Genomic DNA, 24,664 nt, shown 5'->3' with positions numbered 1-24,664 from the left:
GGATGTCGCGACTGCTCGGCGTAGTGCTGTTTGTCGCCGCGTTGCTATTGGCCCCGACCGTCGCGGCGCAGACTGCGCCCGCGTCAACCACACCCATGGCCGCGCCGGCAACGGCGCCATCGCCTGCCGCGACGACCACCCCCACATTGCCAAACGTGACGGTTGGCAATATCGGCGGCGAACCGGTCAGCCTGCCGCTGCAGGTGTTGTTGCTGATGACCGGCATCACCCTGCTGCCGGCGGCATTGCTCGGGCTGACGGCCTTCACCCGCATCATCATCGTGCTGGGCCTGTTGCGGCAGGCGCTCGGCACCGGGCAGACCCCCAGCAACCAGGTGCTGCTGGCGTTGGCGCTGTTTTTGACCACTATGATCATGATGCCGGTGTTCGATCAGTCCTGGGCCGCGGGCATTTCCCCCTACCTCAATGACCAGATGGATTTCCGCAGCGCCTGGACCGCCTCAATCGAACCGTTTCGCGGCTTCATGTTGGCCCAGGTCCGCGAGAACGACTTGATGACCTTTGCCGGGCTGTCCGGCAGCGGCCCGTACGCAGGACCGTCGGACGTGCCGTTCGGGGTGCTGGCGGCGTCGTTCCTGACCAGTGAGCTGAAAACCGCGTTCGAGATCGCGTTCCTGGTCTACATCCCGTTCGTGATCATCGATCTGGTGGTCGCCAGCGTGCTGATGTCGATGGGCATGATGATGCTCTCGCCGATGCTGATCTCCGCCCCGTTCAAGATCCTGCTGTTCGTACTGGTGGATGGTTGGATCCTGGTGGTCGGTTCACTCGCTGCCAGCTTCAACGCGGTGTAGGACGATGACGCCGGAAACCGCCATCACCGAAATTGGCCGCGGCCTGCAGATGGCGCTGTTGATGGGCGCTCCTCCCCTGCTGGCGGTATTGGTCGTGGGCGTGGTGGTCGGCATCATCCAGGCCGCCACCCAGGTGAACGAGCAGACCATCGCGTTCGTGATGAAGGCGATTGCATTGGCGACGATATTGGCACTGACCGGGCACTTCCTGCTCGGCAAGATGGTGGCGTTCACCATCGGCCTGTACCAGCGCATCCCGCACTTGATTGGCTGACCGAGAACCCGCGCGATGGACCCGGCGACCGCCACCGCCATCGATGGATTGAACCTGTTTGGCATGCTTGGCCAGGTGCTGTGGTACCTGCTGCGCATAGGCGGGACGTTGCTGGCATTGCCGATGATCGGCGGCCGCGGAATGCCGGTGCAGGCGCGGCTGATCGTCGCCCTGGCGCTGTCGGCGACGATGTCCACCGTGCTGCCCGTCCCGCCCATCGCCGCGATCGACGCGACAACGGTCCTTACCGTTGTGCGGGAACTGGCAGTCGGCATCGCCATTGGACTGATGCTTCGGCTCGCCTTCGAGGCCGGGCAACTCGCCGGCGAGCTGGTCAGCCAGGGCATGGGGCTGTCGTTCGCGACTCTGGCAGATCCTTTGAGCGGCGCATCGTCGACGGTGCTCTCGCAGTGGTTCTTCCTGACTTTCGGGTTGCTGTTTTTCGCCTTCGATGCCCACCTCGCGCTGGTCGAGTTGCTGGTCGACAGCTACCGAACCCTGCCGATCGGCGCGCCGCTGGTTGACCTGCACGGTTTCCTGGCGGCATTGCCCGCATTCTTCGCCACCTGCCTGCGGGCGGGATTGTTGCTGGCGCTGCCGGTAATGATGGCGCTGTTGACCTCCAACCTGGCCTTCGGCGTGCTCTCGCGCGCCGCCGCGGCGTTCAACCCGATCGCGATCGGCCTGCCGGTGGCCCTGGTCGTTGGACTGGTCCTGCTGGGGTTGCTGGCACGGGAACTGCAGGAGCCGATACAGCGACTGTTCGGGGAAGCCTTCCTGGCGGCGCGCGCATTGACCGGCTGACCGCGCTCAGCCTGCCGGTCGCGCTGTATCCGATTGGCCACCCAGTGGCCGCAGCAGGAACCCTGTCATGTCCGTCGATCAAGAGGACCGCACCGAGCAACCGACTGAGAAGCGCCTGCGCGAGTCTCGTGAAAAAGGCGATGTCCCGCGCTCCCGTGAACTGGCCAACGTTGCCGTGCTGGGGGTCACCGCAGTGGCATTGATGCTGCTGGCGCCGGGGATCGGCACCGCGGCACAGGGCTGGCTGGGCGGCGCGCTGGCCTTCAATCCGGCCATCCTCGGCCACCCTGACCGCTTGATTACCCACGCGGTGACCCTGGCCATTTCACTGATGCTGCCGGTGTTGCCGGTGCTGGCCGCCGCATTGGTGGCCTGCCTGATCGCGCCGGCCCTGATGAGCGGCATCCGCTTCTCCAACAAGGCATTGCAACCGGATTTCAAGCGACTCAACCCGGCCTCTGGTCTCAAGCGCATCTATGGCAAGGAAGGCTTCGCCGAGCTTTTGCGTTCGATGTTGCGGGTGCTGCTGGTGGTTGGCACCGGCGCCTTGGTCATCATCGGCGCGGTCGACAACCTGTTGCTGATGCCCCGGATGGGACTGCATGTCGCCATTGACACCGGCCTGCACACCGCGATGACCGCGCTGCTGGCGATGGCGGGTTCGCTGGCGTTGATTGCCGCCATCGATGTGCCGTGGCAGCGCTACCAGCACCGCAGCAAGCTGAAGATGACCAAGCAGGAAGTCCGCGACGAGATGAAGCAGACCGAGGGCAACCCTGAGGTCAAGGCCCGGGTGCGCCAGGTCGCACGCCAACTGTCGCAACGCCAGACGATGGAGGCGGTGCCCAGCGCCGACGTGGTGGTGATGAACCCGACCCACTACGCAGTCGCGCTGAAGTACGACCCCGACAACATGCGTGCGCCCCGGGTGGTCGCCAAGGGTGTGGACGAGACCGCATTGATGATCCGCGACGTGGCCGGGAAACACCGCATCACCGTGATCGAGGCACCGCCGCTGGCACGCGCCTTGTATAGGCAGGCCAAGGTCGACCAGGAAATCCCCGTGAAACTCTACGCTGCAGTCGCACAGATACTGTCCTACGTGTACCAGCTCAAGCGCTGGCAGCCGGCGCACGGTCCGGCTCCGTCGCTGCAGCCGTTGGACGTAGGCGCGGACGGCGCCGTCGACCCGGCTGACGGGGGGCCGGCAGCGTGAGTGCAACCATGAGCCGGTTTTCCATAGTCGACTTCGCCCGTTCGCTGCGCGACGGAGCCGCCGCCCCGGTAGTGGTGTTGGCGATGTTGGCGATGGTGGTGGTACCGCTGGCGCCGGTGGTGCTGGATGCGTTGTTCACCATCAACATCGCGCTGTCACTGGTGGTGTTGTTGGCGGTGGTTTACGTCAAGCGGCCGCTGGAATTCTCGGTGTTCCCGTCGGTGTTGTTGATGGTCACCCTGCTGCGGCTGGCGCTGAACGTCGCCTCCACCCGGGTGGTGCTCCTGCATGGTCACGAAGGTCCTGGCGCGGCCGGGCACGTGATCGAGTCGTTCGGCAATTTCGTCATTGGTGGCAGCTACGCCGTCGGCCTGATCGTTTTTTCGATCCTGACCATCGTCAACTTCATCGTGGTAACCAAAGGCTCCGGGCGCATCGCCGAAGTGTCGGCACGCTTTATCTTGGACGCGATGCCCGGCAAGCAGATGGCGATCGACGCCGATCTCAACGCCGGTTTGTTGACGCGCGAAGATGCCAAGGCCCGGCGCCAGGAAGTCTCGGAGGAAGCCGACTTCTACGGCTCGATGGACGGCGCCAGCAAGTTCGTCCGCGGTGATGCGATCGCCGGCCTGCTGATCCTGGTGATCAACCTGGTCGGCGGCATCCTGATCGGCGTGATCCAGCACGACATGACATTCTCCAGCGCGGCCCAGGTGTACGCGCTGCTGACCATCGGTGATGGTCTGGTCGCCCAGTTGCCGGCACTGCTGGTGTCCACGGCGGTCGCAATGCTGGTCACCCGGGCAACCCGCGAGCAGGAAATGGGGCCGGCGGTATCGGCGCAGGTATTCGGTCACAAGCGCGCGCTGTTCGTCGCCGCCTTGCTGCTGGGCCTGATCGGCGTGGTTCCAGGAATGCCCAACCTGCCGTTCCTGACCCTGTCGGCCATCGTCGGCTATGCGGCCTGGAAACTGCACAGGCGCGAGACCGCCGCCGCCGCGACCGCGGATACCGATGAGGCTGCCACCGGCAGCAGCCAGAACCAGGCCATGGCCGAGCTGAGCTGGGACGAAGTGCGCCCGGTGGAGCCGCTTGGACTGGAGGTGGGATACAAGCTGATCGCGCTGGTCGACAAGACCCGTGGCGGTGAACTGCTGGCGAGGCTGAAAGGCATCCGGCGCAAGCTGACCCAGGATCTGGGCTTCCTGATCCCGGCGGTGCACGTGCGCGACAACCTGGAGCTGTCGCCCGGCCAGTACCGGATCCTGGTGCATGGAGTGCCAATGGCGACCGGCGAGCTGTACCCGGACCGCAACCTGGCACTCGACCCGGGCCAGGTATTTGGCCCGTTGGAAGGCATCCCCGGCAAGGATCCGGCATTCGGGCTGGATGCGGTATGGATCCCGCCGGACCAGCGCGCCCATGCCGAATCGCTGGGCTACACGGTGGTGGACGCCGCCACCGTAGTCGCCACCCACCTGTCGCACGTGGTGCGCGAGCGCGCCTCCGAGCTGCTGGGTCACGACGAAGTACAGCAGCTGCTGGCCAGCGTGGGCAAGGCGACCCCGAAACTCGTCGAGGACTTGACGCCCAAGTTGCTGCCGCTGTCGGTGGTGGTGCGGGTACTGCAATCGCTGTTGCTGGAGAAGGTGCCGCTGCGGCAGATGCGCCAGATCGTGGAGGCACTGCTGGAGCACGGCGCGCACACCCAGGACCCGGCCGCACTGACTGCTGCGGTCCGCAACGCACTGGGGCGCTTCATCGTCCAGGAGCTCAACGGCCTCAAGACCGAGCTGCCGGTCTATACCTTGGCGCCGGCTCTGGAACAGGTATTGCAAGAGTCGGTCAACGGCACCGGCGCCGCGTTGGAACCAGGACTTGCCGAGCGGCTGCACCAGAACCTCAACGATCTGGTGACACAGCAGGAGGGACGCGGCGAACCGGCCGTCCTGCTGGTGCCCGGCGGGATCCGCGCAACCATCGCGCGGCTGGTGCGGCACAGCGTACCGGCCCTGTCGGTACTGGCTTACACCGAAGTACCGGAAGAGAAGCGTTTGCGGTTGGTCGGCTCGATTGGTTGACAAACCAGGGCCTGGAATAACGGGAACAAGGGAACAACGTCATGAGAATCAAGCGTTTCATTGCCACCGACATGCGCAGCGCATTGCGCATGGTGCGCGAGGAACAGGGGGCGGAGTCGGTCATCCTGTCGACGCGTCCGACCGCCGACGGGATCGAGGTCGTCGCGGCGACCGATTACGACGAGGCACTGGTGCATCAGGCGCTGCGTGCCGCGACGCCGGCACTGTCGCCGACGCCGGCTGCCACCAGGCCCGACGAGCTGCCGCCGGCAACCCCCGGACACGCGGGCCGGAACCACGACGACGCGAGCGACAAGGCAGCCGTGACGACGGCATCGGGCCCCGACTCGAAGACGTCGCCACCGCGCGACAGTTTCGCCAGCCGCGCACGCGCCGTGTTCCGCATTGGTGGTTCCCCGGCGGAAAGCCATGACAAGGAACACGCCGACGCGACCCTGGCCGAGCTCACCGGCCACACGCCGCCAGCGGCCGCCCTTCACCCGAATGCGTCACGCCCTGCCGGTGCGCGGCCACAGGCCAACGCTGCCCCGACCGCTACAGCCTTGAACGCAGCAACCGGATCACCGACCCACTTCGAGGCGATGATGAATGCCCTCGCCGAGGCCCCGGCCGGCAAGCTTCCCGCCGATCTTCCAGACCCGGCCCCAGTCCAGGAACTGCCCTCACTGGCCACGACGATGTCGTCGCCCTTGCCGGCACCGGCCGATGCGACCGGGGCCAGCGTCAAGGTAGCGCCACCGGCGGTACACGCGGTTGCCGAGCCGGACCCCGGCATCATCGCCATGCGCGAGGAACTGGGTTCGATGCGACGGATGATCGAGCGCGAGATGGGCCAGTTCACCAGCGAACGCCTGCGCGGCTCCCCGGCTCGTGGCGCCGCCTACGACATGCTGCTGGGGTATGGCTGCGACGAGTCCCTGGCGCAGACCATTGCCGCCAAGATCAACCCGGCACTGGACCCGGACAAGGTGCGCGCACCGATGCTCGCCGAGCTGGCACGGATGCTGACCATCAGCCGCAGCGAGCCCATCGACGACGGCGGCGTGATCGCACTGATCGGACCCACCGGCGCCGGCAAGACCACGACTGTGGCAAAGCTGGCGGCCCGCTTTGCCGCCCGCCACCGTGCGCGCGATGTCGCCATGGTGACCACTGACAGCGAGCGCGTGGGCGCAATCGAACAACTGCATGCACACGGACGCCGCCTCGGCATCACCGTATGCGAGTCGAACGGGCCGGAAGCCCTGGCCCAGACGCTGGCCCAGTTGCAGGACTATCCATTGGTGCTGGTCGATACCGCCGGTTATGGCGCCCGTGACCGCGCGCTGCTCAGCCAGATCACCTGGCTGCGTGCCACCCGCCAGTTGCGCAGCTTGCTGGTACTGCCCGCCAGCGCGCACCCCCATGACATGAGTGAACTGGTCCGCCGCTACCGGATGGCCAGTCCCGAAGGCGTGGTGCTGACCAAGACCGATGAGACCGGACGCCTTGGCGCGGCCTTGTCGGTCGCCATCCGCAACGGCCTGAGCCTGACCTACACCGCCCACGGCCAAAGCGTTCCAGAGGATCTGGAGGCCGCCGATGCGTCCAACCTGGTCCTGCAACTGGAGAAACTGCGCCGTGCGGCCGATAACCCCTTTGTCACCGAGGATCACCATGCCATCGCCTGACCTCCAACCCGTTCCCGCGATGATGGCGCAGCCTGCTGGCGCCACGCCGACAACGTCTGCGCGCGCGGCCCCGGTCCGGGTCATTGCCGTGGCCAGCGGCAAGGGCGGCGTGGGCAAGACCAGCGTATCGGTCAACCTGGCAATGTCGCTGCAGAACTCCGGCCAGCGCACCTTGTTGCTGGATACCGACCTGGGCCTGGCCAATGTCGACGTCATGCTCGGCCTGTCGCCGCGGTTCACCCTGGCCGATGTATTCGCCGAGCGCTGCGAACTGCGCGACACCCTGCTGGAAGGCCCGGGTGGCCTTTGGGTCGTGCCCGCTGCCTCCGGCAAGCGCCACATGGTTGAGTTGCTGCCGCAACAGCATGTTGGTCTGGTGCATGCCTTCAGCCAGCTGGACCTGCCAATCGACGCCATGGTGATCGACAACGCCGCCGGCATTGCCGACAGCGTGCTGACCTTCTGCCAGGCCGCGCAGGACGTGATCGTCGTGGTGTGCGACGAGCCGGCTTCGGTCACCGATGCCTATGCGCTCATCAAGGTGCTCAATCGCGACCGCGGGGTCAGTCGCATCCAGGTGCTGGCCAACCAGGTGCACAACCCCGGCGAGGGCCGCCAGCTGTTTGGCAAGCTGGAGCGGGTCGCATCGAAGTTTCTCGACGTGACCCTGAACTACCTGGGCGCGATTCCCCGCGACGAATGGTTGCGCCGCGCCATCCAGCGCCAGGAAGCGGTAACCCAGGCGTTCCCGTCCAGTCCTTCGGCGATGGCATTCCGTGACATCGCCCGCCGCGCCGGCCAATGGCAATCCCCGCAAGGTCCGCGCGGGCATGTCGAGTTCTACATGGAGCGCCTGATCACACCTGCCAGGAGTGCCATCGCATGAGCCATGCCGCCGCTGCCTATCGCGCCAGCCTGCCCCGCCAGGATGCATCCGAAGTGGTCGAGCGCCACGGCGAACTGGTCCGTCGCATTGCCCACCACCTCGCGGCACGATTGCCGTCGAGCGTCGAGGTCGACGACCTGATCCAGGCCGGGATGCTCGGCTTGCTGGACGCTGCACGAAACTTCCAGGACGACCAGGGCGCGGCATTCGAGACGTATGCGTCGATCCGCATCCGCGGCTCGATGATCGACGAGATCCGGCGTGGCGACTGGGTGCCGCGATCGGTACATCGCCGCTATCGCGACGTGATCGCCGCGACCCGCCGGATTGAGCAGGCCACCGGCCGCGCCGCCACCGCGCAGGAGGTTGCCGGTGAGTTGGAGATCGGCCTGGATGAGTACTACCGCATGCTGGAGGAATCCTCACGCGGCCAGTTGATCAGCCTTGACGCGCACACCGACGAGCACGACGGCGAACCGCGCGTGGCCGCCCCTGGCGATGCCAACCCTGCACGCGCGTTCGATTATGGCGAGTTCCGGGAGTCGCTCGGCGGTGCCATTGGCGAGTTGCCCGAGCGCGAACAACTGGTGCTGTCGTTGTACTACGAGCAAGAGCTGAACATGCGCGAGATCGGCGCCGTGCTGTCGATCAGCGAGTCACGCGTGTGCCAGATCCACGGCCAGTCAATGCTGCGGCTGCGCGCGCGGCTGGGCGAGTGGCGCGACACCGCCATGGACCCGAGTGGCTGAACCATCGCCGCAATCGAATCATCATTTTCAACCGCTTCCCGAGTGCCTCCAGACCCATGGACAAGAACATCCGCATCCTCATCGTCGACGACTTCTCCACGATGCGTCGCATCGTCAAGAACCTGCTCAACGACCTTGGCTTCACCAACACGGCCGAAGCCGACGACGGCACCACCGCCCTGGTAGAGCTGAACAAGGCGAGCTTCGACCTGGTGATCACCGACTGGAACATGCCCGGCATGCCCGGCATCGACCTGCTGAAGGCGATCCGCAAGGATCCCGCATTGGCCAAGGTGCCGGTACTGATGGTCACCGCCGAAGCCAAGCGCGAGCAGATCATCGAAGCCGCGCAAGCCGGCGTGAACGGCTACGTCATCAAGCCGTTTACCGCCGCGACGTTGGGCGACAAGTTGGGCAAGGTATTCGAGCGCCTCGGGGCGGGCGCGTGAACAGCGACGACCGGCAGGTCATCACCCAACGCCTGCACGCCGCGCTCTGGGCATTGGAAAACGACGACCATGACGGCTGGCGAGAGAACGTCGATGAGTTGATCCAATGGCGTACCCAACCATTCGTGCAGGGGCTGTCCCGACTTGCACGCGAACTGGAGCAGGCGTTCGGCGAGGATGGCCACGAGCAACCCAGCGCGACCTCGCTGCCCGACGCCTGCGCTCGGCTGGAGCATGTGGTCACCCTGACCGAACGCGCCAGCATGCGGTCACTGGACCTGGTCGATGAGTGCAGCGCGCTCCTGCGCCAGCTGCCCACGCCGCTGGACGATACGCAACGCGATGCCATGCTCGGCATCCGCTCGCGACTGTCGGAGCTGACCGCCGCCCAGGGCTACCAGGACCTTACCGGGCAGATCATCCTGCGCGTGGTCTCGCTGGTACGCGCCGTGCACGTCGGGCTGGGTGAGGTGGTCGGCCAGGAGGAGTCCGGCATTGCACCGCAAGCTTCCAACCGTGGCCACGGCCCCGCGATCGCCGGCCTGGATCCGGAGCCGGTCAGCCAGGACGACGCCAACACACTGCTGTCGTCGCTGGGGCTATAGCGGCATGGACACCGCGTCCGACATCTGCGCCGACTTTCTGGTCGAGGCGCGCGAGATCCTCGATCAGCTTGGCGAGCAGATGGTCGCACTGGAGCACGCGCCCGCCGATCGTGAATGCCTGAACTCGGTGTTCCGCGGTTTCCACACCATCAAGGGTGGCGCCGGGTTCCTGGATTTCCCGGCCATGGTGACGATCTGCCACGCGGTGGAGGATCGACTGAACCTGGCACGTACCGGCGATGCGGTGCTGGATGCCGCTGCCTTCGACGGCTCCCAGCAGGCCCTGGACCTGCTGGTCGACATGCTCGATTGCGTCTCCGCCGGCGAGCCGATGACGCCCGCACCCCAAGCATTGATCGACAGCCTGCGGGTCGATGCGGCCATAACCGGAATTCCGGCAAACCACGACATCAAATCGCCAGCCGCCCCCGGCGGCGGCGACCTGGATGAGCTCGACTTCGAGGCATTGCTCGACAGCCTGCACGGCAGCGGCGGCACACCCGGCGTGGTGTCGCCTACAGCGACGCCGGAGCCGCCTGCGGCCATCCCTGAAGCCGTGCCCGCGCCACCACCGGCTCAACCGGCGGCGCCCAGCCCGCCAAAGCCGCGCAAGCCTGCCGCCCCGCCACACCAGGACGAGCCGACGGTGCGTGTCGACGTGCGCCGCCTCGACACCATGGTCAACCTGGTCGGGGAGCTGGTACTGGCGCGCAACCGCCTGAAGACCTTGCGTCCGCGACTGCATGACGAGGAACTCGATCGCGCGGTCGGCGCGCTGGACGGCGCGACCTCGCGCCTGCAGTCAGCGGTGATGATGGCGCGAATGCAGCCGGTCGGCCGCGTGTTCGCCCGCTTTCCCAAGCTCGCCCGCGATGTCGCGCGACAACTGCAGAAGAATGTCGAGTTGGAAGTCGTTGGCGCGGAGACCGAGCTGGACCGCAATCTGGTCGAGGCGCTGGCCGATCCGCTGGTGCACCTGGTACGCAATGCGATCGACCATGGCATCGAGTCACCCGAGGCGCGCCGCAACTCAGGCAAGCCCGAGCAAGGCCACGTGCGCTTGTCCGCACAGCAGGAAGGCGACCACGTGGTCATCGAGGTCCGCGATGACGGCGCCGGAATCGACCCGGACCGGATCCGCGACATTGCCGTGCGCAAGAGCCTGGTCGATGCCGACGCCGCAACCAGACTGTCGCCGGACGAGTGCCTGCAACTGCTTTTCCTGCCGGGCTTCTCCACCCGCGCCGAGGTCAGTGACCTGTCCGGGCGCGGGGTAGGCATGGACGTAGTGCAATCACGCATCCACGAGTTGTCCGGCCGGGTCCAGATCCAGTCGGAACCGGGTCACGGCTCGCGCTTCATAATCCAGGTACCGCTGACCCTGGCGATTCTTCCGACCTTGCTGGTGGAGGTCGACAACGACGTCTATGCCTTGCCCCTGGTCCGGGTAATGGAGGTGCTTGCGCAGCTGCCCGGGGCGCCCATGTCGATCGATGGACAGGAGGTGCTCGACCTGCGCGAACAACCGGTGCCGCTGTTGAGCCTGCGCGGCTGGCTGGGTGTTGAATCCGAGGCGACCGCGGGCAGCACCGTGGTCGTGTTGCAAGCCGGCGAGCAGCGATTCTGCCTGTCGGTAGACCGCGTGCGCGGTCGCGAGGAAGTAGTGATCAAGGCCTTGCCGCGCACCTTGCGCGGGTTATCGGGCTATGCCGGCGCCAGCCTGATTGGCGACGGCCGGATGGCACTGATCCTGGACGTGGACGCACTGTATCGAACCGGCGTGCGTGGCACGTCGCGACTCAAGTAATCCCGGCCAGCACCGTTAACGGACAGTATGGACAGACTCAGCGTCATCGGCACCGCACTTGCGTTGTTCGCCCTCGTCGGCGGCAGCCTGCTCAAGGGCGCGGGCCTGTCGGGACTGTGGTCGCCGGCAGCATTCGTGGTGGTGATCATCGGCACCCTGGCCGCTATCCTGTTGCAGACACCGATGGACACCTTCATGCGTGCGATGAAGATCGTGCGCTGGGTGTTCCTGCCGCCAGCACATGACCGCCCCGCAATGATCAGCCGGATCGTCGAATGGAGCACGGTTGCGCGCCGCCAGGGCCTGCTCGGGCTTGAACCCGAGATCGCCGCGCAAGAGGATCTGTTCGTCCGCAAGGGCCTGCAAATGGTCGTTGACGGACTGGAGCCCGAGACGATTCGGCAGATGCTGGAGATCGAGCTGTACGGACAGTCCAGCCGCGACCTGGCGGCGGCAAAGGTGTTCGAGGGCATGGGCATCTACGCACCCACCCTGGGAATCATCGGTGCGGTAATGGGCCTGATCGCGGTGATGAAGAACCTGGCCGATCCCAGCAAGCTGGGGGCCGGCATCGCGGCCGCGTTCACTGCCACCATCTATGGCATCGGCACCGCCAACCTGGCGTTGCTGCCGGCCGCCAGCAAGCTCAAGGGCCTGATCAACCAGCAGACCGAAGAACGCGAGATGATCATCGAAGGCCTGATCGCCATCGCCCAGGGCGAGAATCCGCGCAACATCGAGATCCGGCTGAACGGCTTCGTACACTGAGATGGCACGCCGACACCAGCATGAGGAACATCAGAACCACGAAGCATGGGCAATCCCGTACGCCGACTTGTTGACGCTGCTGTTGGCATTTTTCGTGGTGATGTACGCGATCTCCTCGCTTAATGAAGGCAAGTACCGGGTACTGGCGGACTCCTTGTCCTCCGCCTTCGGCGGCGCACCGCGAACCATCAGCCCGATCCAGCTTGGCGAGACCCAGTTGCGCGGCTCCTCCTTCGACCGTCCGTCGATCCAGACCGCTGCCTCCAAGGCCGGCCCGGCCGCCGCCACCCCGATCAACTCGCCGCGGATGTTGCAAGTGCTGGACATGCCAACCTTCGGCCAGCAGGCGCGCAGCCGGCAGGCCGCGGCCGCCGCAGCGGCAACGATCGAGGTCGAGAACCGGCGTCAGACTGACCTGCACTTGCTCGGGCAGCGTATCCAGGACGCCCTGTCGGAACTGGTGCGCGAGAAGTTGGTCACCGTGCGGCGCGGGCCGATGTTCCTGGAGGTGGAGATCCAGAGTGACATCCTGTTCGCCAGTGGCATCGCCACACCCAGTCCGCTGGCGGTGGAAACCATCCGCAAGCTCGCCCACGTCCTGCGCGATGAACCCAACGCGGTGCGGGTGGAGGGATACACCGACGACGTGCCGATCGCCACCGCGCGCTTCCCTTCCAATTGGGAATTGTCGGCCGCGCGCGCCGGTAGCGTGGTGCACGAGATGATCGATGCCGGGGTGGAGGCGACACGACTGGCCATGGTTGGCTACGGCCAATACCAGCCGGTGGCCGACAACACCACGGGCGAGGGCCGTAACGCCAACCGTCGCGTGCTGCTGGTCATCCTGGCCTCGCCGCAGGGGCCGGATGCCATCACAGCCCCCTTGCCGCCGGCAGTAGCCGCCGGCGCAACACCTGATTCCACGATGGCGACGGTCGCGCGCCCCAACCCGAACTCCGGAGCCGGCTGACATGCAGACCTGGGCCATTGCCAATCAAAAAGGCGGGGTGGGCAAGACCACCACGTCGCTGTGCCTGGCACGTGGACTGGCCGAAAAGGGCAACCGGGTACTGCTGATCGACCTGGATCCGCATGCGTCACTGACACGTGCTTTCGGGGTGCCATCGGACCCGACGCCGCCGGGAACCCACGACATTTTCTCCAGCCGGAGCGTGGAGCTGTCCACCCTTGCCCGTAGTACCCCGATCGACGGCTTGCAGCTGGTGGCGGCACAGCCTGCACTGGCGACCCTGGAACGCCGTGGAGCCACCCAGCCCGGCCTGGGCCTGTCATTGGCGCGCGCGCTGCATGCCACGCGTGGTGGCTATGACCATGTCCTGCTCGACTGCCCACCGACGCTTGGGCTGCTGATGGTCAACGCACTGGCCGCCGCCGACCGGTTGGTGGTGCCCACGCAGACCGACCCGCTGGCGCTTCACGGACTGACCGACATGCTGCGCACCGCGGACATGGTCGAGCGGTCGCGTCGACGCCCGTTGCCACGGCACATCCTGCCCACCTTGTATGACCGGCGTACCCGCGCCGGGGTACGCATCCTGGAACAGCTGCATGACAGCTACGCGGCGCTGGTCTGGCCCAAGGCGGTGCCAATGGATACCCGCCTGCGCGATGCCATGGCGCTGACGGCTGCCACGCCACCCAGCGGCCGCGGTGCGCAAGCGTATCGCTCGGCACTGAACTGGTTGCTGGATGCAATACCGCAGCAACAGGAGGCCGCATGAGCTCACAGATGGTGGACAGCTACCTGGACGAGCTGCTGGCACCGCTCCAGGCGGCCACCAGGCTCGTGCCTGCACCAGTGCCCGTCCTCCAACTTGCCCCCGCGCCAGAAGTGGAGTCGGCACGACTTCCGGCCCGCCCGGCGCCAGCACCGGCTCATCAATTGGACACGGTAGCGCCGCCATTGCGGGCGACCACGGCCGGGCATCGCTGGCTACGCGCCACCCTGGGCAGCGACCACTACGCGTTTGAACTGCTGCGGGTGCAGGAAGTGGTGCGCATGGCCACCATCACGGCCATGCGCGGCACCTCCCGCGCGATGTTGGGCGTCATGAACCTGCGTGGACGCATCGTGCCGGTATTCGATCTTGCCCGCTGGCTGGGTACCGGCGAAGTCACCATCGACGAGAACGTCCGCATCATCGTGGTCGAGCGCGACGACGAGCTGATCGGCGTGCTGGTCTCGGCGGTGGAGGACGTGGTGACGCTGGCGCGCGAGCACATCGAGCCGCCGCTACCGGGCAACGACCCTGGCGGGGTACTCGGTGTCGCCCGGGTCGGCCGCGCCCCAACGGTTCTGCTGGATGCCAACGCATTGTTTGAATGAATCTTCAAGTTCCCGCGCACTGCGCCGTTAACGCCATTGACTGCAGCCATTTACTGCAACGGCCGCCCATTCCATGAATGAAATATCGTTACAACCCGACTTGGGTATCGAGCACGTCGAAGCGCTACGGGCGACGCTCGCGCCGCTCCTCAACCGTGCCGGCATGCTGGCATTGACTGGCGACCGGGTAGAGCGGGTGCATACCGCCGGCCTGCAGCTGTTGCATGCCTTCATCCGCGACCGCGCGAACGCCGGTCACGGCACCACCATCACCCTGGCCTCGCCTGCCCTGATGGACGCGGCGCGCGTGCTCGCGCTGACCGGCGTGCTGGGGCTCGGCGCACCGGTTGGAACGGCTGGCGACCTTGAAAACAATGGAGATCCCGCATGAGCGCCAAGCTGCTGATCGTCGATGATTCCACTTCCATGCGGCAGATGGTCGCCTTTGCCCTGTCGTCGGGCGGCTACACCGTGCACGAGGCGGAAGACGGACAGGCTGCACTGGATATCGCCAGGACCACCCACTTCGACGCCGTGGTGACCGACGTCAACATGCCGCGCATGGACGGGATCGAACTGATCCGCCAACTGCGCCAGTTGCCCGGCTACAAGTTCACCCCGCTGTTGATGCTGACCACCGAGTCGGGTGGCGACAAGAAGCAGGAAGGCCGCGCCGCCGGCGCCACCGGCTGGCTGGTCAAGCCGTTCGATCCCGAACAGTTGCTCGCCACGGTTCGCAAGGTTCTCGCCTGACACCATGGACATCACCCAATTCCACGCCGCGTTCTTTGAGGAAAGCCGTGAAGGGCTGCAAGCCATGGAAGCGGGTTTGTTGCGCCTGGAAACCCAAATGGAACCGGATCTGGAGCCCGGCATCGCCGACGGTGACACCATCAACGTCATCTTCCGCGCCGCGCACTCGATCAAAGGGGGTGCGGCCACGTTCGGCTTCGGTGACGTCACCGACCTGACCCACCTGCTGGAAACGTTGCTGGATGAGACCCGCTCTGGCCACCGCTATCTCGACCACGTCGCCATCGATGCGTTGCTGGACGCGGTGGATGTACTGCGAGGATTGCTCGCGGTGGCCGAACACGGCGGGCAGGTCGACCAGCAGGCCATGAGTCGCGTGCGCTCCGGACTGGACCGACTGCTGGCAAGTGAGGCGGGTGCTGCGCCGGCCATTGCTGCAGCGGGAAAGACCGGCGACATGGGCGACCCCGAACACTGGCGCATCGGATTCCGCCCGGAAACCTCGTTGTTCATGACCGGCAACGACCCGCTGCGGATCCTGCGCGAACTGGGCAGCCACGGCGAGTTGACCGCGACCTGCCTGGATGACCGCCTGCCGGCGTTCGACGTACTCGACCCGTTCGAGGCGCACCTGGCTTGGGACCTGATGCTGCCGGGCAACGTGCCGCGCGCCACCATCGACGAAGCGTTCGCGTGGGTCGAAGACCAGTGCGAGCTGTCGATCGAGGCCGTCGCCGCGACGTCGTCGCTGCGGATGCCGAAACCCGCCCTTGCCGCCGTGCCGTCCGACGACGAATCCACTGCCGCCCGCACGCCGGGCGCCGCCCGCGCCGCCAATGCGGACGCCGACACCTCCATTCGCGTCGCCGTGGCCAAGGTCGATGCGTTGATCAACCTGGTCGGCGAACTGGTCATCACCCAGGCGATGCTGCGCCAGCGTTCCGAAAACCTGGACCCGGTGGCCAACGAAACCCTGCTGACCGGGCTCGGCCAGCTCGACCGCAACACCCGCGACCTGCAGGAAGCGGTGATGAGCGTGCGCATGCTGCCGGTGGAATTTGCCTTCAGCCGCTTCCCACGCATGATCCGCGACCTGGCCTCGCGGCTCGACAAGAAGGTCCGCCTGCGCACCTTCGGCGAGGCCACCGAACTGGACAAGGGCATGATCGAGAAGATCGTCGACCCGCTGGTGCACCTGATGCGCAACGCGATCGATCACGGCCTGGAGTCCGCCGACGAGCGCCGCGCCGCGAACAAGGACGAGACCGGGACCATCACCATGAACGCCGCGCACCAGGGTGGCCACATTCTGATCGAGGTCAGCGACGACGGCCGCGGCATGGACCGCGACCGCATCGTGCAGAAGGCGGCCGAACGCAACCTGCCGCTGCCGGAAAACCCGACCGATGCACAGGTCTGGGACCTAGTCTTCCACCCCGGATTCTCCACCGCCGATGCGTTGTCGGACCTGTCCGGGCGCGGCGTCGGCATGGACGTGGTCAAGAGCAACATCCTGGCACTGGGCGGCCAGGTTGAGATCCGCAGCGAAAAGCACATCGGCACCACCGTGTCGATCCGGCTGCCACTGACGCTCGCGATCCTGGACGGCATGTCGGTCGCGGTCGGCGACGAGGTGTTCATCCTGCCGCTCAACATGGTGGTCGAGTCGTTGCAGCCGCAACCACACGAGGTGCGCACGATCGCCGGCGACACCCGTGTGCTGCATGTGCGCGACGATTACCTGCCGCTGGTCAACCTGCGCCAGCAATACCGGCTGCCACCGGCCGATGCGGCCACCGCACCGATCGCGGTGGTCGTGGAAAGCGGGGGCCGCCGCCTGGCACTGGAAGTGGACGAACTGCTCGGCCAACAGCAGGTGGTGGTGAAGAACCTGGAAGCCAACTACCGCCGGATCCCGGGCATCTCCGGCGCGACCATCCTCGGCGACGGTCGCGTCGCCCTGATCATCGACGCCGCCGGCATCGGGACCGGCACTCCGTTGCCCGTCGCCGCCTGAGCCTGCCCGCCCCATTCATTGCCGCCGCCGCGGATTGCACCAAGGACACATCCCATGACCGACTCCACGCCCAACCGCACCCTGCTTGCCCCACGCGCCACGTACACCCAACCGGGGCTGGATGCCGACACCGACAACAGCGAGTTCCTCACCTTCGCCCTGGGCGAGGAAGAGTACGGGGTGGACATCCTCAAGGTGCAGGAGATCCGCGGCTACGACGCCGTGACCCGCCTGCCCGACGCGCCCGACTACATCAAGGGCGTGGTCAACCTGCGCGGCACGATCGTGCCGGTGATCGACATGCGCCTGAAGTTCCGCCTCGCCAACGCCGACTACACCGCGGTGACGGTGATGATCGTGCTCAATGTCTCCGATCGCATCGTCGGCATCGTGGTGGACAGTGTCTCGGACGTCATCCGCCTGGGCGGCGACCAGATCCGCCCGGTTCCCGAATTGGGCGTGACCATCGACCGCCAGTTCCTGACCGGTATTGGCACACTCGACGAGCGCATGCTGATCCTGCTGGATATCGAGCGCCTGATGACCAGCACCGAGATGGGCCTGGTGGCCGAGGCTGCAGCACTGCAGTAGCCAATCTTCGGTCAGCTGCAGGTTTCACTGCAGGATCCCCCAAAATAAAAACGCGCCGGATTCGGCGCGTTTTTTTTGCGGGCGCCGAAGCGCACGGGCATAAGGCGATGGCCTTCAGAGGGTGAAGTCCAGGCGCACCTTGCCACGACCACCACCCGGCTCGAACGTCCACTGCTTCACCGCGCTCACCGCGGCCGACTCGAACGTGCGCGACGGACGCGCGTTGACGACCGAGACGCTCTCCACGCTGCCGTCGGCACCCACGGTGAACTCCACTTCGACAAACCCTTCAGTACGGTTGCGAGCCGCCTCGGCGGGATAGGTCGGCTCCACACGCTTGATCGGGCTGAGAGCGGCTTGGGCCGGGAGGGCGAACGCCAGTGCCAGCGCGGCAATGACAAGGACCTGGTAACGGGGCATGGGGGGACTCCTGAGTGTGGGAACGTATTGGATCGTGTGGGGACGGGAACACATGCTCCCGCTGTACTTCCACACATCGGCCAGCACGGAGGTTTCTTTAGCTCCACGCGGATTTGCCAGTGATCGCTAAAGTTTCCGTTCATCCAGCCGTTGTCCCGGGGGTCGATCAAAACGATTCACTCCCCGAGGTCTCCGATGTCCAATCGCCACACCCCCTCCTTGCTGGATCGCGCCCTGGCCCCAGCCATGCAGCTCATGGCGCGTCTGCGCTTCGGCCACAAGGCATTGGTCATCGGTGCCGCATTCATGCTGACCTGCGGCCTGCTGGCCGGCATCCTGGTGGTACGAACCAACGCCGACATCAAGGCGGTGAAGCAGCAACGCACGGCGGTTGAAGGGCTGTCGCACCTGCAGAGCTCGATGCTGGCCATGCAATCCCATCGACAGATGAGCACCCGGGTCTCGGCCAAACAGGACGTGCCCGCGCAGGAGATCGCCGGCACCGCTTCCACCGCTGCCACCGAACTGGATGCCGCCGCACGCTGGGCCGGCCAGACCCTGAAGGACGCGGACGTCCGTACTGCCTTCAAGCAGGCGCAGGACGGATGGGCGAGCGTCAGCAGCGGTGACGCCGGCGCCGACGTGACTGAATCCACGATCCAGCAGGTACGCGGACTGATGGGCCTGGTGGCGGAGCGCACCGGTCTGTCGCATTCCCAGGAACCCACCGTGCTGTACATGGGCCGTGCCGCCAGCGAGTGGCTGCCGACATTGGCCGAATACACCTCGCAACAGGGCGTGGTCGGATTGCGGGTACTGGGCGAAGGGGCGATCTGGGTAGACGACCGCACCGGCCTGGCCGTGTCGCGCACCATGCAGGACTTCCTGCGCAGCCGGATCGAACTGGAGCTGGCCAATGCCGAGCAGCGCATGCCGTCGCTGGTTGCCACCGCCGGCAAACCCATCGAGGCCGCGCTGGAGTCGATGGGTAAGCAGAACGATGCCATCGCCACCCACATCCTGGATGCCGACACCCCCGTGCTGCCAGTGGAAACCCTGGCCGCACGCGAGCATGCCACCCAGTTGGCGATGGCCGCCGCGATGGTCGGATCGATCAACTCGCTGGATGCCGCCGCCGCTGCCCAGATCTCACGCATGACGACATCGGCCAACCTCACCTGGATGGTGGTGGTGCTGATGCTGCTGATCGCGGGCTACCTGTTCCTGGGGTTCAGCCGCAGCACGCGCGATTCGCTGCTGAAAATCCAGCAGGCCACCGAGTCCATCGCCGCCGGTGAGTTCCCGCAGAGCGTCCGCGTCGACAGCCAGGACGAACTGCGCGACATCGCCCGCAGCCTGGAGCGCGCGGTCACCAGCCTGCGCACGTTCGCCGGCGCACAGCGCGACGTCTATGAGGCCCACCAGGCCGGCAACATCGACGAGCGCCTGGACGCGGCGGCGTTCCCGGGCGCATTCGGCGAGATGGCCGAAGAGATCAACACACTGGTCGCCTCGCACATCGACCTGACCCGCAAGACCATCGAGATGGTCGGCGCCTACGCACACGGCGACCTGTCAGGTGACATCGAGCGCTACCCCGGCACCAAGGCCGAAGTCACCGCTGCGGTGGATGCGGTCAAGGTCAATACACAATCGGTCACCGCCGAGATCAAGAAGCTGGTGGACGCGGCGGTGGCCGGCGACTTCAGCCAGCGTGGCGACGCCGAGCAGTTCGAGTTCGTTTACCGCGACATGATCCTGGGCCTCAACGAGCTGATGGCAAGCGCCGACCGCGGCCTCAACGAGGTCGGTGACCTGCTGACCTCAATGGCCCAGGGTGACCTGACCCAGCACGCGGACACCAACCTGCCGGGCCAGTTTGGTCGCTTGGCGAGTGACGCCAACGACACCGTGCGACATCTGTCGGAGATCGTCGGCCAGATTCGCCAGGGCAGCGACGCGATCAGCGCCGCCGCCAGCGAGATCGCCGCTGGCAACAACGACCTGTCACATCGCACCGAGCAACAGGCCGCCTCGCTGGAGGAGACCGCCTCCTCGATGGAGGAGCTCACCTCCACCGTGCGCCAGAACGCCGACAACGCCCGCCAGGCCAACCAGCTCGCCATCGGCGCGGCCGAGGTTGCCGGCCAGGGCGGCGAGGTTGTGGGCCAGGTGGTGGACACCATGACCGGCATCAACGAATCCTCGCGCAAGATCGTTGAGATCATCAGCGTGATCGACGGGATCGCGTTCCAGACCAACATCCTCGCGCTCAACGCCGCGGTGGAAGCCGCTCGTGCCGGCGAGCAGGGCCGCGGCTTTGCCGTGGTCGCCTCCGAGGTGCGTTCGCTCGCGCAACGCTCGGCTGCTGCTGCCAAGGAGATCAAGACCCTGATCGACGACTCCGTCAGCAAGGTCGAGAACGGCAGCGCGCTGGTCGGGCGCGCTGGCAAAACCATGGACGAGATCGTCACCAGCGTGAAGCGCGTCACCGACATCATTGCCGACATCTCCGCCGCCTCGCAGGAGCAGAGCAGCGGCATCGAACAGGTCAGCCAGGTCATCACCCACATGGACGAAGGCACCCAGCAGAACGCCGCGCTGGTGGAGGAAGCCACCGCCGCAGCGCGCTCGCTGGAGCAGCAGTCCGAGCAGCTGGTGCAGACAGTCGCCGCGTTCCGGCTGGAGGCAGGCACGACCACCGCCAGCAACGGCGTCGCTTCCGCTGCCTCGGCAAACACCGCCAAGGCGAACCTTTCGGTGGCGGATTTCACCGTCAAGGCGCCCAGCGCAGCAACCGGCAAAGCCATCACCAGCGCCCGCCGCCACAGCCAGCGCACCGCATCGGCAACGGCGGTGAACGACCAACACTGGCAGGAGTTCTGATCGCGCCGGAAACCACAGGCGCACCAGAATTCGCACACGAAAGACAGCCGTTGGCCCCTGGGTCACGGCTGTTTTTTCCTATGGGTTGCTTGATCCAGAGGCGACACCACTACTGACGGCCCGCCCCGGACACTCAAGACAAGCCCCCACCGGCCGTTATCTGGGGCATGGGATCCGCCTCGGATCCTTCCGGCGCCTGGCCGCTGAACGCAAACGCTTTCATCCCCAGAGGGTTCCATGCGCAACAACCTTCCTGTTACCGACGTCGAAATTGAACTCGACAACGACGCCACGCTGGTTTCCTACACGGACAGCAAGGGCCGGATCCTGTCGGTCAACCGGGACTTTATCCAGGTCAGCGGCTTCAACGAGGCCGAGCTGATCGGTCAGGCGCACAACATCGTGCGCCACCCGGAGATGCCGTCGGCGGTGTTCGCCAACTTCTGGCAAACGCTCCAGGCCGGTCGCCCATGGGTCGGCGTGATCAAGAACCGCTGCAAGAACGGCGACTTCTACTGGGTGCAGGCGCATGTCACCCAGGTATACGAACGTGGACAACTCACCGGCTACATGTCGGTTCGACGCAAGGCCAGCCGTGCCGCCATCGCCACCGCCGAGCGCGACTACGCGGCATTCCGCAACGGCCGCGCGAACGGATTGCGCATCCATGTCGGCTCGATCGGCAAACGCGACTCGCTGCGCGATCTCAATCCGCTTTGGCGGCTGTCGTTGCGCCAGCGCCTGATGCTGGCCGCCGTCGGCGCCGGTGCCTTCGCCATGGCACTGGTCTGGCTGGCAACCGGCGGCACCAATGTCGGCTTTCTGTATGCCGTCGCTGCGCTGGCCGGCCTGTTCGGGATCTACAGTGCGTGGTGGTTGTCGCGCGATGTCGTCGACCGGCTGGATCAGACCATCGGGCATTTCCGCCACATCAGTTCGGGCGATTACACCGATGTGATCCCGATCGCGCGCAATGACGAGATCGGCCGGGTGATGCAGGCCGTCAAGTCGATGCAGATCCGGCTCGGCTTCGAGGTCCAGGAGCAGCAACGCGGCAACGAAGCCAACACCCGTATCCGGAATGCGCTGGATTTTGCCAACACCAACATCCTGGTTGCCAACCGGGAACTGGTGATCGTGTATGCCAACAGCGCCATCCAGACATTGATGAGCAATGCTGCCAATGGAATCCGCCGCACCCTGCCCGACTTCGATGCGCAACACCTGATCGGCAGCGACATCACGCCACTGCTGCAGGATCCCGGCCAGTCGCACACGCAACTGTTGCAGCTTCAGCAGGCGTCGACCCGCCGACTCCAGCTTGGCGACTACACGATGGATGTCATCGTCACACCGGTACGCGATGCCATCGGCACCCAGATCGGCGTGGTCAGTGAATGGCGCGACCGCACCGTCGAACTGGCCATGCAGGCGGAAGTCACCGAGGTGCTGCAGGCCGCCGCCGATGGGGACTTCAGCCGCCGTATCCGCACCGACGACAAGCAGGACTTCCTGCTTCTGCTGGCCGAAAGCATCGACCGGTTGCTGGCTTCGACCAGCACCAGCCTGGATGCGATGCAATCGGTGCTGCATGCGTTGGCGCAGGGCGACCTGAGCCATCGCATCGATGCCGACCTGCGTGGCGTGTTCGGTGACATGAAGGGCAGCACCAACCGCACCGTCGACCAGATCGCCGCGACCGTCGGTGCGATCCAGTCCGGTGCCCAGGCCATCGATGCCGCCGCGTCGCAGATCGCCGTCGGCAACCGGGAGCTGTCCCAACGCACCGAACAACAGGCCACCTCGCTGGAGGAGACCGCCTCTTCGATGGAGGAGTTGACGTCCACCGTCCACCAGAACGCCGACAACGCCCGCCAGGCCAATCAGTTGACCATCAGCGCGGCGGAAGTGGCCAGCCAGGGCGGCGAAGTCGTCGGCCGCGTGGTTCACACCATGAGCGGGATCAGCGAATCCTCGCGCAAGATCGTCGACATCATCGGCGTGATCGACGGCATCGCGTTCCAGACCAACATCCTGGCGCTCAATGCCGCGGTGGAGGCCGCTCGAGCCGGCGAACAGGGGCGCGGCTTTGCCGTGGTCGCCTCCGAGGTGCGCTCGCTCGCGCAGCGTTCCGCCACGGCCGCCAGGGAGATCAAGACCCTGATCGACGATTCGGTGGAACAGGTCGGCATCGGCAGCCAACTGGTCGAGCAAGCCGGCCGCACCATGCAGGACATCGTCAGCAGCGTGAAACAGGTGGCCGGACTGGTCGCCGACATCAGCCTGGCATCGCAGGAGCAGTCCACCGGGATCGACCTGATCAACCAGATGATCATGCAGGTCGACGAGGGCACCCAGCAGAATGCCGCACTGGTCGAGGGAGCCGCCGCCGCGGCGCGCAGCCTGGAGCAGCAGTCCAGTCATCTGGTGCAGACCGCGGCGGCATTCCGTCTTGGCAGTGAAAGCACTGGCGCAACGGCCAACATGCCTCGCCCCGAATACTCGAAGGCCGCGACGCAGCGCCCATTGGGCGCCCTGCGAGCTGTGGCGGGTCCAACCACCAGACGGATACCCCGACATGCATGAGGCTGTTGCGGCCGCACCCCGTGACCCGGCGACGACGCGGGAGTTCGTCTTTGACGAGCGCGACTTCCGCCGCGTCGCCCGGTTGATCCACGTCCGCGCGGGGATCAACCTCAGTCCGCACAAGCGCGACATGGTGTACAGCCGCCTGGCCCGTCGCGTGCGTGCATGCGGCATGCAACGCTTCGACGAATACCTGGACGCACTGGAGCGCGACGGCAGCGAGGAGTGGGAGCACTTCACCAACGCGTTGACGACCAACCTGACGTCGTTCTTTCGCGAGTCCCACCATTTCGACATGCTGTCCGAGCACCTGCTGGCCGCCCATGCGGCGCGCACCGACCGGCGTGCGCCGCTGACGATCTGGTGCTGCGCCGCATCCACCGGCGAGGAACCCTACTCCATCGCCATCGCCGCCTGCGAAGCGTTCGCCACCCTCGCCCCGCCGGTGCGCATCCTGGCCACCGACATCGATACCAGCGTGCTGGAGAGCGCCGCGTTGGGGCGGTATTCGATCGACCGCATCGACGCATTGTCACCGCAGCGGCGGCAGGCCTATTTCCAGGCCGGCAGCGGGCCCAACGCGGGCCTGTGCCGGGTACGACCGGAGCTCCAGTCGCTGGTGAGCTTCCGGCCGCTCAATCTGCTGGATGAAAGCTACCGGCTGCGCGGCGGGTTTTCGGCGGTGTTCTGCCGCAACGTGATGATCTATTTCGACAAGCCCACCCAGTACCAGATTCTGGCGCGCATCGCGCCGTTGCTGGCTCCCGGCGGAGTGCTGTTCGCCGGCCACTCCGAGAGCTTCACCCACGCACTGGACGTAGTCACCCCGTGCGGACGCACCACCTACCGGGCCACCGGAACAGCACCCTCGCCATGAGAAGCCGCCACCCCGGCAATGCCGCCGTCGCCGATGCGGGCC

23 protein-coding genes are annotated in these 24,664 nt (G+C 66.0%); 22 read left to right on the top strand and 1 reads right to left on the bottom strand.

Annotation, left to right across the window (positions count from 1 at the left end):
• Positions 1–2: 2 nt before the first annotated feature.
• The 19 genes from fliP to ACW5DN_RS00335 all read left to right on the top strand — a co-directional run bounded on the left by fliP (position 3) and on the right by ACW5DN_RS00335 (position 17,853).
• Positions 3–815: a flagellar type III secretion system pore protein FliP gene (gene fliP / locus ACW5DN_RS00425; protein WP_456962908.1), complete on the top strand. Its 813-nt coding sequence runs from the start codon at positions 3–5 to the stop codon at positions 813–815.
• A 4-nt stretch (positions 816–819) separates the two neighbouring features.
• Positions 820–1,089 (top strand): flagellar biosynthetic protein FliQ, encoded by a 270-nt coding sequence (locus tag ACW5DN_RS00420; protein ID WP_456960800.1) that lies wholly within the window; start codon positions 820–822, stop codon positions 1,087–1,089.
• A gap of 15 nt (positions 1,090–1,104) precedes the next feature.
• Positions 1,105–1,893 carry a flagellar biosynthetic protein FliR gene (fliR, locus tag ACW5DN_RS00415; protein ID WP_456960799.1) on the top strand — a complete coding sequence of 263 codons (789 nt, stop codon included), beginning with the start codon at positions 1,105–1,107 and terminating at the stop codon, positions 1,891–1,893.
• Positions 1,894–1,960: 67 nt separating this feature from the next.
• Positions 1,961–3,109, top strand: coding sequence for a flagellar biosynthesis protein FlhB (gene flhB / locus ACW5DN_RS00410; protein WP_456960798.1), 1,149 nt, complete (start codon positions 1,961–1,963; stop codon positions 3,107–3,109).
• Positions 3,110–3,117: 8 nt separating this feature from the next.
• Positions 3,118–5,190, top strand: a complete 2,073-nt coding sequence (flhA, locus tag ACW5DN_RS00405; protein WP_456960797.1) for a flagellar biosynthesis protein FlhA — start codon at positions 3,118–3,120, stop codon at positions 5,188–5,190.
• Positions 5,191–5,231: 41 nt separating this feature from the next.
• Positions 5,232–6,881: a flagellar biosynthesis protein FlhF gene (flhF, locus tag ACW5DN_RS00400; RefSeq protein ID WP_456960796.1), complete on the top strand. Its 1,650-nt coding sequence runs from the start codon at positions 5,232–5,234 to the stop codon at positions 6,879–6,881.
• A gap of 19 nt (positions 6,882–6,900) precedes the next feature.
• Positions 6,901–7,767, top strand: a complete 867-nt coding sequence (locus tag ACW5DN_RS00395; protein ID WP_456962907.1) for a MinD/ParA family protein — start codon at positions 6,901–6,903, stop codon at positions 7,765–7,767.
• Complete coding sequence (locus ACW5DN_RS00390) at positions 7,764–8,516, top strand: RNA polymerase sigma factor FliA (RefSeq protein ID WP_456960795.1); 753 nt, start codon at positions 7,764–7,766, stop codon at positions 8,514–8,516. The genes ACW5DN_RS00395 and ACW5DN_RS00390 overlap by 4 nt, the downstream gene beginning before the upstream one ends.
• A gap of 56 nt (positions 8,517–8,572) precedes the next feature.
• Positions 8,573–8,965, top strand: a complete 393-nt coding sequence (gene cheY, locus ACW5DN_RS00385) for a chemotaxis response regulator CheY (protein WP_456960794.1) — start codon at positions 8,573–8,575, stop codon at positions 8,963–8,965.
• Positions 8,962–9,570, top strand: a complete 609-nt coding sequence (locus ACW5DN_RS00380; protein ID WP_456960793.1) for a protein phosphatase CheZ — start codon at positions 8,962–8,964, stop codon at positions 9,568–9,570. Before cheY ends, ACW5DN_RS00380 begins: the two co-directional genes overlap by 4 nt.
• 4 nt (positions 9,571–9,574) lie before the next feature.
• Positions 9,575–11,377 (top strand): chemotaxis protein CheA, encoded by a 1,803-nt coding sequence (locus tag ACW5DN_RS00375; RefSeq protein WP_456960792.1) that lies wholly within the window; start codon positions 9,575–9,577, stop codon positions 11,375–11,377.
• Positions 11,378–11,404: 27 nt separating this feature from the next.
• Positions 11,405–12,145 carry a flagellar motor protein gene (locus tag ACW5DN_RS00370; protein ID WP_456960791.1) on the top strand — a complete coding sequence of 247 codons (741 nt, stop codon included), beginning with the start codon at positions 11,405–11,407 and terminating at the stop codon, positions 12,143–12,145.
• Between the two features lies 1 nt (position 12,146).
• Positions 12,147–13,115 (top strand): flagellar motor protein MotD, encoded by a 969-nt coding sequence (gene motD / locus ACW5DN_RS00365; RefSeq protein WP_456960790.1) that lies wholly within the window; start codon positions 12,147–12,149, stop codon positions 13,113–13,115.
• 1 nt (position 13,116) lies between these two features.
• The gene (locus tag ACW5DN_RS00360; protein WP_456960789.1) at positions 13,117–13,887 is read left to right on the top strand and encodes a ParA family protein; all 771 of its coding nucleotides are present in this window, start codon (positions 13,117–13,119) and stop codon (positions 13,885–13,887) included.
• On the top strand, positions 13,884–14,492 hold the full coding sequence (locus ACW5DN_RS00355; protein ID WP_456960788.1) for a chemotaxis protein CheW: 609 nt from the start codon (positions 13,884–13,886) through the stop codon (positions 14,490–14,492). Before ACW5DN_RS00360 ends, ACW5DN_RS00355 begins: the two co-directional genes overlap by 4 nt.
• A 73-nt stretch (positions 14,493–14,565) precedes the next feature.
• Positions 14,566–14,883: an STAS domain-containing protein gene (locus tag ACW5DN_RS00350; protein WP_456960787.1), complete on the top strand. Its 318-nt coding sequence runs from the start codon at positions 14,566–14,568 to the stop codon at positions 14,881–14,883.
• Positions 14,880–15,245 carry a response regulator gene (locus ACW5DN_RS00345; RefSeq protein ID WP_456960786.1) on the top strand — a complete coding sequence of 122 codons (366 nt, stop codon included), beginning with the start codon at positions 14,880–14,882 and terminating at the stop codon, positions 15,243–15,245. Before ACW5DN_RS00350 ends, ACW5DN_RS00345 begins: the two co-directional genes overlap by 4 nt.
• Before the next feature lie 4 nt (positions 15,246–15,249).
• Positions 15,250–17,262 (top strand): chemotaxis protein CheW, encoded by a 2,013-nt coding sequence (locus tag ACW5DN_RS00340; protein ID WP_456960785.1) that lies wholly within the window; start codon positions 15,250–15,252, stop codon positions 17,260–17,262.
• Between the two features lie 54 nt (positions 17,263–17,316).
• On the top strand, positions 17,317–17,853 hold the full coding sequence (locus ACW5DN_RS00335) for a chemotaxis protein CheW (RefSeq protein WP_456960784.1): 537 nt from the start codon (positions 17,317–17,319) through the stop codon (positions 17,851–17,853).
• Positions 17,854–17,967: 114 nt separating this feature from the next.
• On the opposite strand, the gene ACW5DN_RS00330 is transcribed toward ACW5DN_RS00335, so the two are convergent.
• Positions 17,968–18,273 (bottom strand): energy transducer TonB, encoded by a 306-nt coding sequence (locus ACW5DN_RS00330; protein WP_456960783.1) that lies wholly within the window; start codon positions 18,271–18,273, stop codon positions 17,968–17,970.
• Between the two features lie 195 nt (positions 18,274–18,468).
• Between ACW5DN_RS00330 and ACW5DN_RS00325 the strand changes: the two genes are divergently transcribed.
• The 3 genes from ACW5DN_RS00325 to ACW5DN_RS00315 all read left to right on the top strand — a co-directional run bounded on the left by ACW5DN_RS00325 (position 18,469) and on the right by ACW5DN_RS00315 (position 24,622).
• Positions 18,469–21,159, top strand: coding sequence for a methyl-accepting chemotaxis protein (locus ACW5DN_RS00325; protein WP_456960782.1), 2,691 nt, complete (start codon positions 18,469–18,471; stop codon positions 21,157–21,159).
• 237 nt (positions 21,160–21,396) lie between these two features.
• Complete coding sequence (locus ACW5DN_RS00320) at positions 21,397–23,745, top strand: methyl-accepting chemotaxis protein (protein WP_456960781.1); 2,349 nt, start codon at positions 21,397–21,399, stop codon at positions 23,743–23,745.
• Complete coding sequence (locus ACW5DN_RS00315) at positions 23,738–24,622, top strand: CheR family methyltransferase (RefSeq protein WP_456960780.1); 885 nt, start codon at positions 23,738–23,740, stop codon at positions 24,620–24,622. The genes ACW5DN_RS00320 and ACW5DN_RS00315 overlap by 8 nt, the downstream gene beginning before the upstream one ends.
• The last annotated feature ends 42 nt before the right edge of the window (positions 24,623–24,664 follow it).

This window comes from Lysobacter sp. A289 (genome assembly GCF_054072675.1).
The sequence above is the reverse complement of the archived record's forward strand: the minus strand, read 5'-3'. Positions and strand labels throughout refer to the sequence as shown.

Bases quoted from the DNA above. Each gene is read 5' to 3' on its own strand.
- flhB (WP_456960798.1), top strand. From the start codon at position 1,961: ATGTCCGTCGATCAAGAGGACCGCACCGAGCAACCGACTGAGAAGCGC.
- ACW5DN_RS00395 (WP_456962907.1), top strand. From the start codon at position 6,901: ATGATGGCGCAGCCTGCTGGCGCCACGCCGACAACGTCTGCGCGCGCG.
- ACW5DN_RS00345 (WP_456960786.1), top strand. From the start codon at position 14,880: ATGAGCGCCAAGCTGCTGATCGTCGATGATTCCACTTCCATGCGGCAG.
- ACW5DN_RS00325 (WP_456960782.1), top strand. From the start codon at position 18,469: ATGTCCAATCGCCACACCCCCTCCTTGCTGGATCGCGCCCTGGCCCCA.
- fliP (WP_456962908.1), top strand. From the start codon at position 3: ATGTCGCGACTGCTCGGCGTAGTGCTGTTTGTCGCCGCGTTGCTATTG.
- ACW5DN_RS00330 (WP_456960783.1), bottom strand. From the start codon at position 18,273: ATGCCCCGTTACCAGGTCCTTGTCATTGCCGCGCTGGCACTGGCGTTC.
- ACW5DN_RS00375 (WP_456960792.1), top strand. From the start codon at position 9,575: ATGGACACCGCGTCCGACATCTGCGCCGACTTTCTGGTCGAGGCGCGC.
- ACW5DN_RS00320 (WP_456960781.1), top strand. From the start codon at position 21,397: ATGCGCAACAACCTTCCTGTTACCGACGTCGAAATTGAACTCGACAAC.
- ACW5DN_RS00420 (WP_456960800.1), top strand. From the start codon at position 820: ATGACGCCGGAAACCGCCATCACCGAAATTGGCCGCGGCCTGCAGATG.
- ACW5DN_RS00335 (WP_456960784.1), top strand. From the start codon at position 17,317: ATGACCGACTCCACGCCCAACCGCACCCTGCTTGCCCCACGCGCCACG.
- cheY (WP_456960794.1), top strand. From the start codon at position 8,573: ATGGACAAGAACATCCGCATCCTCATCGTCGACGACTTCTCCACGATG.
- ACW5DN_RS00360 (WP_456960789.1), top strand. From the start codon at position 13,117: ATGCAGACCTGGGCCATTGCCAATCAAAAAGGCGGGGTGGGCAAGACC.
- flhF (WP_456960796.1), top strand. From the start codon at position 5,232: ATGAGAATCAAGCGTTTCATTGCCACCGACATGCGCAGCGCATTGCGC.
- ACW5DN_RS00390 (WP_456960795.1), top strand. From the start codon at position 7,764: ATGAGCCATGCCGCCGCTGCCTATCGCGCCAGCCTGCCCCGCCAGGAT.
- flhA (WP_456960797.1), top strand. From the start codon at position 3,118: ATGAGCCGGTTTTCCATAGTCGACTTCGCCCGTTCGCTGCGCGACGGA.
- ACW5DN_RS00370 (WP_456960791.1), top strand. From the start codon at position 11,405: ATGGACAGACTCAGCGTCATCGGCACCGCACTTGCGTTGTTCGCCCTC.
- ACW5DN_RS00355 (WP_456960788.1), top strand. From the start codon at position 13,884: ATGAGCTCACAGATGGTGGACAGCTACCTGGACGAGCTGCTGGCACCG.
- ACW5DN_RS00350 (WP_456960787.1), top strand. From the start codon at position 14,566: ATGAATGAAATATCGTTACAACCCGACTTGGGTATCGAGCACGTCGAA.
- motD (WP_456960790.1), top strand. From the start codon at position 12,147: ATGGCACGCCGACACCAGCATGAGGAACATCAGAACCACGAAGCATGG.
- fliR (WP_456960799.1), top strand. From the start codon at position 1,105: ATGGACCCGGCGACCGCCACCGCCATCGATGGATTGAACCTGTTTGGC.
- ACW5DN_RS00340 (WP_456960785.1), top strand. From the start codon at position 15,250: ATGGACATCACCCAATTCCACGCCGCGTTCTTTGAGGAAAGCCGTGAA.
- ACW5DN_RS00315 (WP_456960780.1), top strand. From the start codon at position 23,738: ATGCATGAGGCTGTTGCGGCCGCACCCCGTGACCCGGCGACGACGCGG.